The organism is Streptomyces sp. NPDC005775, assembly GCF_042871565.1.
In the GTDB taxonomy this organism is placed as follows: Bacteria; Actinomycetota; Actinomycetes; order Streptomycetales; family Streptomycetaceae; genus Streptomyces.
Genome location: NZ_JBIAIU010000006.1, coordinates 181,283 through 195,330, shown reverse-complemented (window position 1 = coordinate 195,330; position 14,048 = coordinate 181,283). Strand labels below are relative to the sequence as shown.

The window sequence follows — 14,048 nt, the reverse complement described above, 5'->3', positions numbered from 1 at the left end:
ACGCATAGCACCGACAACCGTGCCTCACCGTCCGCAGGAGCTCTGCCGACGAGGCCGGAACGGCCGGTGCGGTATTGACATGTCACTGGTCCAGACCGCACCGTGATCGGCGGTACGACGCCCCCTGGACGACACCCCACTTTGCCGGAAAGGCACTCCTCGATGAGCGAAAGCAAGCTGGCCGGTCAGTTCTTCGACGCAGCGATCGGCCTGCTGGAGCGGGTGCGGGACGAGGAGTCCGCCTCCATCGCGGCCGCCGGCGAGGCGATCGCCGACACCGTCGTGGCCGGCGGCAGGCTCTTCGCGTTCGGCGCCGGACACTCCTCGCTGGCCGCCCAGGACGTCGTCTACCGCGCGGGCGGACTCGCCCTCATGAACGTCCTGGCCGTCCCCGGCACCCTCGGCGTCGACGTCATGCCGGCGACGCTGGGCTCGGCCCTGGAAAGGGTCGACGGCCTCGCGGGCGCGGTGCTCGACTCCAGCCCCGCGAAGTCGGGCGACGTCCTCGTGATCATCTCGCTGTCCGGGCGCAACGCCCTGCCGGTGGAGATGGCGATGAACGCCCGCGCGCTGGGCCTGAAGGTCATCGGCGTCACCTCGGTCGCGTACGCGGAGGGCACCCGCTCCCGGCACAGCTCGGGCGGATTCCTGCGGGACCACTGCGACATCGTCCTCGACAGCAAGATCGCCATCGGCGACGCGGAACTGGACGTCGACGGCATCGAGGCCCCCTTCGCCCCCGCGTCGACGGTCGTCACCAGCGCGATCATGCAGGCGATGATGGCCGCCGCGTCGGAGCGCCTGCTGGAGCGGGGCGTGGAGCCGCCGCTGCTGCGGTCGGGCAACGTCGACGGGGGCCACGAGTGGAACGGGCGCGTGATGACGGAGTACGCGGACCGGATCTTCTACCGGCACTGAGCGGCGGGCTGCGCCGCGGCCGGGTCCGCGGCGTGAGCGCCCGCCCCCGGCGAGGCGTCCGTCCTCAATCGCCGGACGGGCCGGGGCGCAGCGCCTGATGCAGGTCCACCGACGCCGCCACCCGGTCAGCCACGCCCTCCGCGTACACCGCGTCCGGGCGCTCGAACGCGGCGCGGTGGGACGAGCGCAGGAACGTCACCACGCCCAGCGTCCGGCCCCGGCTCCGCAGCACCACGCACAGGGCGTGCACCGCACCGTCGGGCCAGCGCCGCTCCGCCGCCCACTCCCCGGCCGCCCCCGCCGACCCGGCGCCCGCCGAGGCCCGCACCGAACCCGTGCGGTCCACCGCCTGCAGGGCCGGGTGCCCCGGCGCGTACCGCATCGGGATGCCACCGCCGGCCACCGGCAGGCACGGGCCCGGCGCGTCGGCCGGCGTCCCCGCGGCGCGCACCAGCCGCTCGCCCGCCACCAGATCGATCAGCGCATGGTCGGCGAAGCCCGCGAGCGCGTAGTCCAGCGACGTCGTGGCCGCCTCCATCGGGTCCTCGCACTCGGCGGCCGAGCGTGAGGCGCGGTGCGACTGTCTGGACCGGAACCGCAGCCGGTCCGCCTCCTGGACGGCCAGCTTCGCCTCCGTCACGTCCTGGAACAGCCAGCCCACACCCAGCGGCACCGGCTCCTCCGCGAGCGGCGAGGCCAGCCGCAGGAAGCCGCTGCGCCAGCACCGCCGCCGGTCGCCGTCGCCCGTACGCAAGGTCACCCACAGCTCGACGGGGGCGGGCGGCGCGCCCTCGGCCAGCACATGCTGGAGCGCGCCCTCCAGGTCCTCCACGCCCTGCACGATCAGCTCGCCGAGCGGGCGGCCCAGCAGCGTCGTACGGCCGCCGCCCAGCGCGCGTGCCGCGTGCGCGTTGACGACGGTCGGCCGCAGGTCCACGTCCACCAGGACGACACCCCACGACGCGTCCTCGAACAGCGCCTCGCTCAGCGCGATGGACCGCTCCAGGTCGATCTGCGCGTGGACCTCGCTGAACGCGCAGTACACCCCGGCGGGCTTCCCGTCCGCGCTCCGCACCCCGGCCGACTGGGTCCGCACGAGCACCCGCCCGCCGTCCTTGCGCAGCAGCGCGAACTCGTGCACCTGCCGTCCGGCCCCGTCCATGACGGCCATCAGCCGCCCCTGCACCTCGCCCGCGTCCGCCCGCCGCACCGCCCACCCGGCGAAGCCGGGCCGCCCGACGGCCTCCTCGGCGGACCAGCCGAGGATCCGCTCGGCCTCGCGGTTCCAGTGGGTGACGGTCCCGTCCACGTCGAAGGCGCACAGTGCGGCGTCCATCCCGTCGAGGAGGGCCGCCAGCAACTCCGCCCCGGGGATCGGATCGGGACCGAGCGCGTCGGTCGTTCCGCTGGTCGTGGAAGCACTCATCCAGGGACTCCCTGCGAGACGTGTCCGCCATTGCCGCACGTCAGACCATTGAACTCGAACGTGACCCAGCACACGGCGACTTCCACGAAATCAATCACTCGATTAATTCGGTTGTGCGGGGCCGGGGGGCGTTCCTATGGTGGTGTCACACGTTGAAAGGAGGTGATCCGAAAAGTGCAGTCTTATCGGATTCGTGAGGTGGCTGCGGGCTGACAGCCCGTCGTCGCACACAGTGCACCTCGGCAGGCTCGTCTGCCGAAACCCAAGCAGTCACCGACCCGCAGGCTCGCCGGTAAGTCCGGCCGGCTCCTCCGCAAGGAGGGACCAGAGCCTGCGGGTTTCTGCATGCCGGGGCAGCGGCGTCCCGCGTTCTACGGGCACAGCCGCTCGACGCGCCACGCGCCCGCCCCGCCGCCCTCCCTCACGTACCGCAGCCGGTCGTGGAGCCGGTTCTCGTGGCCCTGCCAGAACTCGATCGTGTCGGGGACGACGCGGAACCCGCCCCAGTGCGGGGGCGCCGGGACCTTCTCGCCCTCCGGATAGCGGGCCTCGAGGTCCTCGTAGCGGCCGATCAGCTCCTCGCGCGAGCCGATCACCGCGGACTGGTCACTGGCCCACGCGCCGAGCTGGGAGCCGTGGGGGCGGGTGCGGAAGTAGGCGACCGTCTCCTCGCGGGGGACGCGGGACGCGGTGCCGGTGACGATGACCTGGCGGGCCAGCGGGTGCCAGGGGAAGAGCAGCGAGACGTGCGGGTTGGCGGTCAGCTCGCGGCCCTTGCGGGAGTCGTAGTTGGTGAAGAAGACGAATCCGCGCTCGTCGTACATCTTCAGCAGGACCGTGCGCGAGGACGGGCGGCCTTCGGGGGTCGCCGTGGACACCACCATGGCGTTCGGCTCGTGGAGCATGCCGCCTGCGGCGACCTGCCGGAACCAGTGGGCGAACTGCCCCATCGGGTCGGCGGCGAGGCCGTCCTCGGTGAAGGCCTCGGACCGGTACTGCTCGCGCATCGCGGCCGGATCAGTGGTGGAATCGAAGGAGGAGTCTGCGGTGGGCACGATGTCATCCTGCCGCAGCGGCCGCGCACGAAGGAGGTCCGCCCGCCGTTATGACGCGGCGGAAGGGGAGCTGTGCCGGATGTCACGCTTCCCGGTCACGTCGGAACCCGCCAGTATCTTGGGTGGGCCCTGGGGCCCGCCCGCAGCCGCCGATCCGAGGGAGCCGCCTGATGTCCGACTTCGTACCCGGACTCGAAGGAGTCATCGCGTTCGAAACGGAGATCGCCGAACCCGACAAGGAAGGCGGTTCGCTGCGGTACCGAGGCGTCGACATCGAGGATCTCGTCGGCCATGTGTCGTTCGGCAACGTGTGGGGCCTGCTGGTCGACGGGGCGTTCAGTCCCGGCCTGCCGCCCGCCGAGCCGTTCCCGATCCCGGTGCACTCCGGTGACATCCGGGTCGACGTCCAGTCCGCGCTGGCGATGCTCGCCCCCGTGTGGGGCCTGAAGCCGCTGCTGGACATCGACGAGGAGACCGCGCGCAACGACCTGGCACGGGCCGCCGTCATGGCGCTGTCGTACGTCGCGCAGTCCGCGCGCGGGCAGGGCCGGCCGATGGTCCCGCAGAGCGAGATCGACAAGGCCGGGTCCGTCGTGGAGCGGTTCATGATCCGCTGGCGCGGTGAGCCGGACCCCCGGCACGTGAAGGCCGTCGACGCGTACTGGACCTCGGCCGCCGAGCACGGCATGAACGCCTCGACGTTCACCGCCCGCGTCATCGCCTCCACCGGCGCCGACGTGGCCGCCGCACTGTCCGGCGCGGTGGGCGCCATGTCGGGCCCGCTGCACGGGGGCGCGCCGTCCCGCGTCCTCGGCATGATCGAGGAGATCGAGCGGACCGGCGACGCCACCGCGTACGTGAAGAAGGCCCTGGACAAGGGCGAGCGCCTGATGGGCTTCGGTCACCGGGTCTACCGGGCGGAGGACCCCCGCGCACGCGTCCTGCGACGAACCGCCGAGGAGCTGGGCGCACCGCGCTTCGAGGTGGCGCAGGCGCTGGAGAAGGCCGCCCTGGAGGAGCTGCACGCGCGGCGCCCGGACCGGGTGCTGGCGACGAACGTGGAGTTCTGGGCCGCGATCATGCTGGACTTCGCGGAGGTCCCGGCGCACATGTTCACGTCGATGTTCACGTGTGCGCGTACGGCGGGCTGGTCGGCGCACATCCTGGAGCAGAAGCGGACGGGGCGCCTGGTGCGGCCGTCGGCGACGTACGTCGGGCCGGGGACGCGCAGCCCGCGGGAGATCCCGGGATTCGATCAGCTGGCGGACCTGGGTAACTGACCAGGCCGCCAGGCAAGCAGTGCGACTACGTTGATTGCCTGGCGATCATTCATGTGCGCGAGGTTCCGGACGAGACGCTGCTCCCACGCATCTGGCAGCTGCGCCACAACATGCGGCCGTAGGACGCTGCCTACCTCGCCCTGGCCGAGACCCTCGGAGCGGAACTGGTCACGGTGGACCGGACGTTCGCCGCTGCACCTGGCCCGCGCTGCATCGTGCACAACCTGCGCGACGACACCTGAGCCTTCCGCCGGGGGCCATCCCCGAGGAGCCCACGGAGCGGTGGCCCGCCCCGGGAGCCGTGCCGTACCCGTCGCATTCCTGTGGCGTTCCTGTGTCATTCCCGCCGCAGTCTGAGATGCGTCATGGAGCGGCGTGGTGACGGACACCCGTCACCGCGCCGCTCCGGCACGTCCGGCCGCATCCGCGTGGCGGGGCACCTCGTCCAGTTGTTGAACGTTCCGGCTGTCGTACAGGGCAGCCCTCACTGCCAGTTAGGCCCAAAATGACACACAAGGGACGCATCGTCTCCGCAGTTGCCCTCACCACCTTGGGGCTCGGGCTCACGGCCTGTAACGACGGCGAGGACTCGGCATCGGTACAGGACTCACCATCCGCCTCCGCCCCGGCGTCCGACCCGGCGTCGTCCGACCCGAGCAGCCAGAGCCCGTCCGCGGACCCCAGCGACGACGCTGCCGCTCCGGCCGGTGGCGACATCACCGCCCCGGGCACGAAGCTCAAGATCGGCGACAAGGCGGTCCTGCCGTTCACGTACGGAACCGAGAAGAAGGGCACCGTCGCCGTGACCGTCACGGCGATCGAGAAGGGCGCCGAGGCCGAAATGGCCCCCTTCGGTGACAAGGCGAAGGGCATGAAGCCCTACTACATCCGAATGAAGGTGGAGAACGTCGGCGGCACCGACCTGTCCTACGCGTCCCTGAGGCTGCGCGGTGAGCTGGCAGACGGCGGCCCCACGGGCGTCATCCTGATAGGCGACCTCCCCGGCAAGTGCGACAGCGAGACGGCGCCCCGCGACTTCACCACCAAGGGCGCGTCGTACGAGACCTGCTCGCTCAGCGCCACGAAGACCGACCCCATCGCGGCCGCCTCGTTCGACGAGGGTGACGCGTACAGCGACAGCCCGGTCCTCTGGACCAACTGACCATCCGTTCCCGCGTCCACGCGCCGGGCATCTCGTCCATGACGACATGCCCGGCCGGCGGCCACTCGCCTTCGGGCGCCGGTGTACGGGCCCGAAGGGACAGCCTCGAAGAGAGTCAGAGAATTTCGATGTCCTTGACCCGCGGCGGGTTGTTCGGGAACGTGATGTCGGTCCACCGGTTGATGCGCACCGAGTCGCCGTTCACATCGAAGTAGACGAGGTCGTTGTTGCCCGTGGAAATGCGGTCGACCCACCAACTGCCGAAACCGGTCCGGCCCTTGTTGGCATAGCAGTCCACGCTGGTACGGCCGTCCAGGTGGGACCAGACCTTCAGGAAGTTCTCCCCACCACGGCACTCGACGTGGTCGATGGCGAAGGCGCTGTTCGCGGGCATGACCATCGTCACCGCGGCGGTGGCGGCGATCGCCACGCCCAGGGAGCGGGCAGCCCTCTTCGTCTTCGAAATCACAAGATCCCCTTCGTCCGGTACTCGGCTTCCGGCATACGGCATTCCACCTTCAGCCCTCGATATTCGAACAGGAAAGCCGCGTAGCGACGGCGAACAAAGAGGCGACGAAGCAATTTTCGCGCGTGGCACATCACTGCCGTTGCCACTCTCTCTCCTGCTTTACGAAGATCGCGCAAGGCGACTGCACATGGCAATCATCCACGACCCCCGGTCCGGAAATGGACCCTTAAATGTCCAGATCGAGACATGAGAGTGCTTTGCCGCCTTTCTGCCGTCCGGGAGGATCTGCTCCTGGCTGGTCGGGGACGACGAGGTCGTGTGCGAATGCCGACCAGGCACGTGGGCGGGGCGCTACGGATGACGCCTCATCCGGCCATGCCGCCCGACCTGCCTCTGGCCACGGGCGCCCCGATCCACCAGGACGGACCGGGTTCTCACCAGGCTCTACAGCTTTCCGGCGAGGAGCACGCTTCGGTGGCCGCCCAGCTTGCGGCCGATCTCCCGGGTGAAGCCGGACGTGAGCTCCGCCCAGCCCCAGAACGTGAACCCGAGCTGCCCGCACGCGTAGTAGTCGTCCTCCCAGCTCCACCGGTCGATCCCGGACGGCCGGTCGCAGGAGGGGCAGTGCACGAGCCCCTCGCCGCCGTCCTCGGCCCAGTCGTGGAATCGCCCCTTGAAGGGCTCCCAGGCGGACTCGATGGGCTCCCACACCTCGTCGACCAGCCGGATCTCCGTCCGGCAGAGCGGGCAGGTGGCCGCGCCCGCGTCCCCCTGGCCGCTGTCGAAGACCGTACGGCCGGTCTGGACGTGTAGCCCGTTGGACCACAGGTCGACCGGGTCCGGGTCCTCGACGGCCTTGGTGAAGTGAGGGCCGGGCGCATGTCCGTATCCGTCGCCGTCCAGGACACAGTCGGTGCGCTCGGCGGCCACGATGCCTTCCGCGATCAGCCAGTCCAGGACCCGGGCCCCGAGCTCCTGTGCGTCCCGCTCGGTGGCGTCGAGGTCGACGACGGTCTGGAAGTGGTCCCCCACGATTCCCCCGGCGCCTCAGCGGCCCACGTGTGCGGCGAAGGCGGCCCAGGCGGCGGGGGCGAGGGCGAGGGCCGGGCCCTCGGGGTGCTTGGAGTCGCGGACGTGTACGGCGGCGGGGTGGGCAGCGACCTCGACGCACTGGCCGCCCTCGCTGCCGCTGTAGCTCGACTTCCGCCACTCGTAGGCGACTTCGAGACACTGGCCGCCCTCGTCGCCGCTGTAGCTGGACTTGAACCACGCGCGTGCAGTGCTCATTGCTCTCCCAGCAGACGGTCCAGCAGGCCCAGGGTGTCTTCGGGGCTGAGGGCCTGAGCTCGCAGCATCGCATATTTCTGGGACAGGATGCTGATCTCATCGGGGTCGGAGACGAGCAGGCTGCCGCGCTGCGTCTCGGAGTAGGCGACCTGCTGGTAGTCAGGCGTTTCCAGCAGCGTGAAGGGGCCGTCGAGCCCGGCATGCGCACGATGACTCAACGGCAGAACCTGAAGGCTGACACCCGGCAGCGCGGCGCACGTACGCAGATGGCGCAGTTGCCCCGCATGCGCTTCGTCGTCGAGGAGTTGGAGCAACAACACCGGCTCCCAGATGACGAAGCTGATCGTCGGGGGTGCGGAGCGGTGCAGGATCTCCTGGCGTTCCAGCCGGGACGCGGTCTGGATCGCGATCTTCTCCTCGCTGAAGACGGGGACCCGGTTGCGGAACACCGCCCGCGCGTAGGCCTCGGTCTGGAGCAGGCCGGGCAGGACCTGGTTGTCGTACCAGGAGAGGGCCAGCGCCTCCCGTTCCAGGTCCATGTACTGCTCGGCCCACGCCGGTACGAGGTCGACCTCCGGCATGTTCTCCACCGCCGTGGCCAGCGCGCCCTTCGTGTCCAGGAGTTCGTCCATCCGGCGCGCCAGGTCGGGGAGGAGCGCGCGGCGCCCCTGCTCGATCGAGGCGGCGGTCTCCACCTGAACGCTTACGTGATCGGCCAGTTGGGCCTGAGTCAGGCCGGCCGCGACGCGGAACACGGCGACCAGCTTGCCTACGAGCTTCATGGCCGACGCGTTCTTGCGTTGCCGATTCCTGGGCTGCATACGGTCCCCACTCCCCACCCGGTCCCGTACTTCACGCCTCGACGACCCGTACAAGAAGTCTGTACGGGTGGACGGCACGGCCGGGCTCTCCCGAAGCTTGGGCCCCGAAGCTCGGGATGCGGGCTTCGGGAGGGGCGTCTCACTCGTTCGAGGGTACGTAGGGCAGGGCCGGGCCGGGGCTCGAGACTCGGGATTCGGGCGTCGGGACGCGAGCCCCGAGATTCGAGCGCCTTCTTTTAACCCGGCACCAAAAACAGGGAGGTTGGGATAACCACCCTGACCTCCCTGCCCCGTAACGGCGAGCAAGTATGACTAATGGTGACAGCTTGCGACGGAGCGTGGCGACTGTCTACGGTGCGAGAACGAAGCGACCCCGACCGGTGTTGTCACACCGAGCCGGGGTCTCACCTCAAGATCGCCAACAAAGGGAAAACGATCTCGTGGCTCCTCAGAACCATAGTCCCGCCCTGCCCGCGCCCGCAGGGTCGGCCCCGTACCCGATGGCCCATCCCGGTTACGGCAAGCGGTCCGCCCCGAACCAACTCGCGCCCGCTGCCGACGATTTCGCCCTGCTGCCCTTGCGCGAGCGCTACGTCGCCGGGTTCATCGAGCGGCTGCCCGAGGGCGCGTCGATGAGCGTGAAATGCCTCGCCCAGCAGATTCCCCTGTACGGGCAGCAGGCCATGGCCTCCGCACTGACCGCCCTGTCCGTCGCCGGGCACCTGCGGCGCGTACGGTGCGCGGTCGGCGACGGAGATCAGGTGCGGTGGGTGTTCCGCACGTCCTGGTCACGCACCGCCCGCGACAACGAATGGTGGGCCGCCCATCTCGCGGGAGGGCCCCTGTCCGTACCCACGGCCGCTCCGACCGCCGCGCCCGCCATTCCCGTACCCGACGCCCCCGTCCCCGTACCGGAGCAGGCGCCCGCGCAGCCCGCCGTACCCGCGCAACGGGCCGCCGCGCCGGAAGCCCACTCGCCCGCGTACCTGGCCCTCGCCGAACTCGGCCGCCGCGACACACGGCTGACGCTGTCCGCCGAGGACTGCGCGGTCCTGGAAGGCCTGGCCGAGCAGTGGTTCGCACGCGGCGTGAACACCGACTACCTCACCGGCGCACTCCTCGCGGGACTTCCCCTGAAGGTCGGCTCACCCTACGGCTTCGTCCGCGACCGCCTCATCAAGAAGATCCCGCCCGCGGCCCCCGCCGCCCCCACCCCGCCCCCGGCCGGAGCCCCCGTCCGCCACGTGCTGATGGAATGCACCGAATGCGGCGCCCCCGGGCCTGCCGAAGCACTCCCCGACGGCCTCTGCCGCCCCTGCCGCCGGCCGAAGACCGCCACCCCCCGGCCCACACCCGAACCTCCCGTCGAACGGGACGTCACCGCACTCGTCGCCGGACTCCGCGACCTCCTCAAAGCACCCTGAGGCCCCCTCCACCCCCACAGCCGTGACCACCCGCGTCGCGGTCGGCGGGCCCTCCGGTCACGGCAACGAGCGTGTGAGCCAGACGATTTCGCCCTTGTCCTCCGTGGAAACGTGGTCCCGCTCGAACCCGAGCTTCTCCAGGACACGGAACGACGGTGTGTTCCACGCGGCGACGGTAGCCCAGAGGCGTGCCCGCCCGGTCGCCGCTGCGGCGTCGAGCACCGCACCGGCCGCCTCGGTGGCGTAGCCGCGCCCGTGCGCGTGCTGGAACAGCTCATACGCGATCTCGGGCTCCTCCAGGGTGGAGCGCCCGATGATCAGCCCGCAGTAGCCGATGAAGTCGCCCTCGTCGCGGCGCTGGATGGGCAGCAGGGCGATCCCCGTGGACTCCGTGGCGGTGAGGAGCTCCGCGATGGCTGTCCGGATGTGCTCGACGGTCTGCGTGCCGTTGCCGCGTTCGGTGAGGAGGTCGCGGAACTCGGCGGCGTCGGACTCGGCCCACGGCCGCAGGATCAACCGCTCGGTTTCGAGGTGGAACGGCATGGTCTCGTACGAGGACATGCCCCTACTCTGCCGCATGGGCCGTCCCGCACCCGGCGGCCCCCCTGTGTCAGGGGCGGTTCAGTCCCCACGTCTGAAGGACGAACGGCCGCCCCTTCTCCTCCCCCTCGATCAGCGGTACGTCGAGCAGGCGGAAGCCCGTCTTCGTGGCCACCGCGACGCTCGACGCGTTCTCGGCCTCCAGCTCCAGGATCACCCGCTCCACGCCCAGCTCCTCGAAGGCGTACGCGGCCATCACGCGTACCGCCCGCGCGGCCAGTCCCTGGCCGCGGTGGGCCGGGCCGACCGCGTAGCCGATCTCCGTGCCCTCGGGGGCGCGGCGCAGCATCACCTCGCCGAGCGGGGCGCCGCCGTCCGTGGTGATGGCGAGCAGGATCGTCGTGCCCTCCGACCGCAGCTGCCGGGCCTTGTCCAGGCGGTTGCGGGCGGCCTTCGCGTCGAAGGGGGAGACGATCGGCGTCCAGTGCGCGATGTCGGGGTGATCGAACAGCTCCGGCATCGCGGCCAGGTCCGCTTCCGTCCAGTCGCGCAGGACGAGGCCCTCCCCGGTGAGCTCGATGCCCTCGGGAAAGGGTGACGCCGTGGTGCTGCTCATGGTGCGGACCTCCTTGGCCTGCCTGTTCAGGACGAGCAGGATATCCGGGGCCCTTGGCACGCCCCGGTCGAGGTCCGGCGGCTCAGCCCAGCGACTCGTCCAGCAGCGCCGCCCACTGCGCCACCACCCTGCGGCGGCGGGCGGTGTCGTCCGTGAGGACGTTGGCGAGGCCGAGGCCCCGGGCCATGTCGAGGAGGCCCTGGACCGTTTCCCGTACGCCGGGGCGGGTCTCGTCGGCGTTCAGGAGGCCGACGGCGATGCGGTGCGTCTCGCGGCCGACGCGGGCTTCGAGTTCGGTGACGCGGGGGCGGAGCTGTTCCTCGTTGGAGGCGGCGACCCAGAGCTGGAGCGCCGCGCGGAAGAGCGGGCCGGTGTAGAGGTCGACGAGGGCGGCGACGACGGCGGCGCGGTCCTGGACGGGGACGGCGCGCAGGGCCGCGGAGCGTTCCTCGGCGACGTACTCGACGGCTCCGGTGAAGAGGTCCTCGCGGGTGGGGAAGTGGTGCTGGGCGGCCCCGCGCGAGACGCCGGCGCGTTCGGCGACGACGGAGACGGTGGAGCCTGCCCAGCCGTGTTCGGCGAGGCAGGCGACCGCGGCTTCGAGGAGCTTCTGCCGGGTGGCACGGCTGCGGTCCTGCTTGGGTGGTGTCAGAGCCGCCATGCGGGATCCCGTCGTTCCAGGAAGGCCGTCATCCCCTCCCGGGCCTCGTCGGAGGCGAAGAGTGCCGCGGAGCGGGCGATGAGGTCTTCGGCGTACTGGTCGAAAGTCTCCCGCACAGTAGCCGTGACCAGCTCCTTCGATGCGGCCAGCCCCTGGGGCGAGGCCCTGCGCAGTCCGTCGAGTACCGGTACGAGCGCCTTGTCCACGTCCTCCGCCGCGAGGGTGACGAGCCCGGTCCTGGCGGCCTCCGTCGCGTCGAAGCGTTCGCCGGTGAGGTAGTAGCGGGATGCGGCTCGTGGGTCCAGTCGGGGCAGCAGGGGCAGGGAGATGACGGCGGGGGCGAGGCCCAGGCGGGATTCGGTGAGGGCGAAGGAGGAGTCGGGGCCCGCGACCGAGATGTCGCAGGAGCCGAGCAGTCCGAGGCCGCCGGCCCGGACGTGGCCGGTGACCCGGGCGACGACCGGTTTCGGCAGCGTGACGATGCGCCGCATGAGGGCGACGAAGGCGTGCGGGTCGGCCGGGGCCTTGAGGTCGGCGCCCGCGCAGAACGTGTTGCCGGTGTGGGTGAGGACCACCGCCCGCACGGTGTCGTCGGCCGCGCAGGCGTCGAGGGCTTCGGTCAGCCCTGCCACCAGCGCTGTGCTCAGGGCGTTGCGGTTGGCCGGGGAGTCGAGGGTGAGGGTCGTGATGCCGCGGTCGTGGGTGGGTGGGGCGAGGGTCATGGCTGCTTCTCCCTGTCACGCAGTTCGCGACGCAGGATCTTGCCGGAGACCGCGCGCGGTACCGCGTCGACGAACTCGACGCGGCGGATCTTCTTGTACGGGGCCACGCGCTCGGCAACGTACGCCATGACGTCCTCGGCGGTGAGGTCCGGGGCGGCCGGCTGCCGTACGAGGAAGGCCTTCGGGATCTCGTTGCCGTCGGTGTCGTACACCCCGATGACGGCCGCGTCGGCGATCGCCTCGTGGGTGAGGAGCAGCGCTTCGAGTTCGGCGGGGGCGACCTGGTAGCCCTTGTACTTGATGAGTTCCTTGACCCGGTCGACGACGAACAGCCATCCGTCGGCGTCGACGCGTCCGACGTCGCCGGTGTGCACCCAGCCGTCGCCGTCGATCATGTCGGCGGTGGCTTCGGGGCGGCCGAGGTAGCCCTTCATCACCTGCGGGCCGCGGATGAGGATCTCGCCGTCGGTGTCGATGCCGAGGTCCTTCCCCGGGTCCTCGATGGACGCGATCCGCATCTCGGTGCTGGGCAGCAGTTTGCCGACGGCTCCGGGCGGCGGGTTCTCGATGTCGAGGGGCACGACGTGGGTGCCGGGCGAGAGTTCCGTCATGCCGTACGCCTGCCGGACGGGCGGCACGCCGAGGCGGGCGGAGCAGGCGGCGGCGAGGTCGGCGTCCAGGGGTGCGGCGGCGCTGACGATGTACTCGAGCGAGGACAGGTCGTAGTTGCCGACGGCCGGGTGTTTGGCGAGGGCCAGGACGATGGGCGGGGCCACGTACAGGCCGGTGATGCGGTGTTCCTGGATCACGCCGAGGAACTGGTCGAGGTCGAAGCGGGGCAGCACGACAACGGTGGCCCCGCAGCGCAGGGGGACGTTCATCAGGGCGGTCAGCCCGTAGATGTGGAAGAAGGGGAGGACGGCCAGGATGCTGTGGCCGGGCTCCATGGGGATGAAGGGGCGCAGCTGCTCCAGGTTGGTGCCGATGGAGCGGTGGGTGAGCATGACGCCCTTGGGGGCGCCGGTGGTTCCGGAGGAGTACGGGAGCGCGGCGATGTCCTCGGGGCCGAACACGATCTCGGGTTCGGGGGCGGTGGAGCCGAGCATGTCGAGTACGGAGGTGTGCCCCTCGGCCTGGTCGCAGACGAAGATCTCCCGGATGCCGCCGGCGAGTTCGGCCGCCCGGCGGGCGACGTCGAGGAACAGGGACACGGTGACGATCCAGCGCGCCGCGCTGTCCCGCAGCTGCTTGGCGAACTCCTCGGCGGTGGCCAGCGGGTGCACGGTGGTGACGGATGCTCCGGCGCGCGTGGCCCCGTAGAACACGGCGGGGTAGGCGATCGTGTTGGGGCTGTGCAGGGCGAGGACGTCGCCCTTGCGCAGGCCCGCCTCGGCGAGGTGGGCCGCGATGCGGCGGTGGAAGGTGTCGAGCTGGGCGTAGGTGACGCTCATGCCGTTGGTGCCGTCGATCAGGGCGGCGGTGTCACCGAAGGCCGCGGCCCCGCCGAGGACCGTGTCGTGGATGGGCGTTTCGAGGGCCGGAACGTCTTCGTACTCGCTGTGGAACACCATGGCGGTTCCCTTCGACGCGGGTACGGCCTGTCCGGCACCACGCTCCGGGGGCAGCGGGGGCGCCGAGCGGCCGTTCGGTGGTGGAGAGGGTCAGCA

15 protein-coding genes are annotated in these 14,048 nt (G+C 70.9%); 4 read left to right on the top strand and 11 right to left on the bottom strand.

What is annotated here, in order from left to right; genetic code table 11:
• The first annotated feature begins 162 nt into the window (after positions 1 to 162).
• The gene (locus ACFYPA_RS16475; RefSeq protein ID WP_359316232.1) at positions 163 to 918 is read left to right on the top strand and encodes an SIS domain-containing protein; all 756 of its coding nucleotides are present in this window, start codon (positions 163 to 165) and stop codon (positions 916 to 918) included.
• A 64-nt stretch (positions 919 to 982) separates the two neighbouring features.
• Here ACFYPA_RS16475 and ACFYPA_RS16470 read toward each other — a convergent pair whose 3' ends face one another.
• On the bottom strand, positions 983 to 2,344 hold the full coding sequence (locus tag ACFYPA_RS16470) for a PAS domain-containing protein (protein WP_389132389.1): 1,362 nt from the start codon (positions 2,342 to 2,344) through the stop codon (positions 983 to 985).
• Between the two features lie 371 nt (positions 2,345 to 2,715).
• Positions 2,716 to 3,351 (bottom strand): pyridoxamine 5'-phosphate oxidase, encoded by a 636-nt coding sequence (gene pdxH / locus ACFYPA_RS16465; protein WP_359078880.1) that lies wholly within the window; start codon positions 3,349 to 3,351, stop codon positions 2,716 to 2,718.
• A gap of 218 nt (positions 3,352 to 3,569) precedes the next feature.
• On the opposite strand from pdxH, the gene ACFYPA_RS16460 reads away from it, so the two are divergent.
• A complete protein-coding gene (locus ACFYPA_RS16460) occupies positions 3,570 to 4,679 on the top strand; it encodes a citrate synthase 2 (RefSeq protein ID WP_359078007.1) in 1,110 nt (369 codons plus the stop codon).
• Positions 4,680 to 5,184: 505 nt separating this feature from the next.
• Entirely contained in the window at positions 5,185 to 5,841 is a 657-nt protein-coding gene (locus ACFYPA_RS16455; RefSeq protein ID WP_389132386.1) for a hypothetical protein, read from the top strand.
• 115 nt (positions 5,842 to 5,956) lie between these two features.
• On the opposite strand, the gene ACFYPA_RS16450 is transcribed toward ACFYPA_RS16455, so the two are convergent.
• The 4 genes from ACFYPA_RS16450 to ACFYPA_RS16435 all read right to left on the bottom strand — a co-directional run bounded on the left by ACFYPA_RS16450 (position 5,957) and on the right by ACFYPA_RS16435 (position 8,379).
• Positions 5,957 to 6,310, bottom strand: a complete 354-nt coding sequence (locus ACFYPA_RS16450; RefSeq protein WP_359078003.1) for a beta/gamma crystallin domain-containing protein — start codon at positions 6,308 to 6,310, stop codon at positions 5,957 to 5,959.
• A gap of 444 nt (positions 6,311 to 6,754) precedes the next feature.
• Complete coding sequence (locus ACFYPA_RS16445; protein ID WP_359078002.1) at positions 6,755 to 7,342, bottom strand: hypothetical protein; 588 nt, start codon at positions 7,340 to 7,342, stop codon at positions 6,755 to 6,757.
• 15 nt (positions 7,343 to 7,357) lie between these two features.
• Entirely contained in the window at positions 7,358 to 7,597 is a 240-nt protein-coding gene (locus tag ACFYPA_RS16440; RefSeq protein WP_359078000.1) for a DUF397 domain-containing protein, read from the bottom strand.
• A complete protein-coding gene (locus ACFYPA_RS16435; RefSeq protein WP_389132630.1) occupies positions 7,594 to 8,379 on the bottom strand; it encodes a Scr1 family TA system antitoxin-like transcriptional regulator in 786 nt (261 codons plus the stop codon). Before ACFYPA_RS16435 ends, ACFYPA_RS16440 begins: the two co-directional genes overlap by 4 nt.
• A 479-nt stretch (positions 8,380 to 8,858) precedes the next feature.
• Between ACFYPA_RS16435 and ACFYPA_RS16430 the strand changes: the two genes are divergently transcribed.
• Entirely contained in the window at positions 8,859 to 9,842 is a 984-nt protein-coding gene (locus ACFYPA_RS16430) for a MarR family transcriptional regulator (RefSeq protein ID WP_389132381.1), read from the top strand.
• A 57-nt stretch (positions 9,843 to 9,899) separates the two neighbouring features.
• Here ACFYPA_RS16430 and ACFYPA_RS16425 read toward each other — a convergent pair whose 3' ends face one another.
• From ACFYPA_RS16425 to ACFYPA_RS16405, 5 genes are all read right to left on the bottom strand, one after another.
• Complete coding sequence (locus tag ACFYPA_RS16425; protein ID WP_389132379.1) at positions 9,900 to 10,403, bottom strand: GNAT family N-acetyltransferase; 504 nt, start codon at positions 10,401 to 10,403, stop codon at positions 9,900 to 9,902.
• A 49-nt stretch (positions 10,404 to 10,452) separates the two neighbouring features.
• Positions 10,453 to 10,998 (bottom strand): GNAT family N-acetyltransferase, encoded by a 546-nt coding sequence (locus tag ACFYPA_RS16420; protein WP_389132376.1) that lies wholly within the window; start codon positions 10,996 to 10,998, stop codon positions 10,453 to 10,455.
• Positions 10,999 to 11,080: 82 nt separating this feature from the next.
• Complete coding sequence (locus tag ACFYPA_RS16415) at positions 11,081 to 11,659, bottom strand: TetR/AcrR family transcriptional regulator (protein WP_359077992.1); 579 nt, start codon at positions 11,657 to 11,659, stop codon at positions 11,081 to 11,083.
• Positions 11,647 to 12,381 carry an enoyl-CoA hydratase family protein gene (locus ACFYPA_RS16410; protein ID WP_359077990.1) on the bottom strand — a complete coding sequence of 245 codons (735 nt, stop codon included), beginning with the start codon at positions 12,379 to 12,381 and terminating at the stop codon, positions 11,647 to 11,649. Before ACFYPA_RS16410 ends, ACFYPA_RS16415 begins: the two co-directional genes overlap by 13 nt.
• Positions 12,378 to 13,952, bottom strand: coding sequence for a 4-coumarate--CoA ligase family protein (locus ACFYPA_RS16405; RefSeq protein WP_359077989.1), 1,575 nt, complete (start codon positions 13,950 to 13,952; stop codon positions 12,378 to 12,380). The genes ACFYPA_RS16410 and ACFYPA_RS16405 overlap by 4 nt, the downstream gene beginning before the upstream one ends.
• Positions 13,953 to 14,048 lie beyond the last annotated feature (96 nt).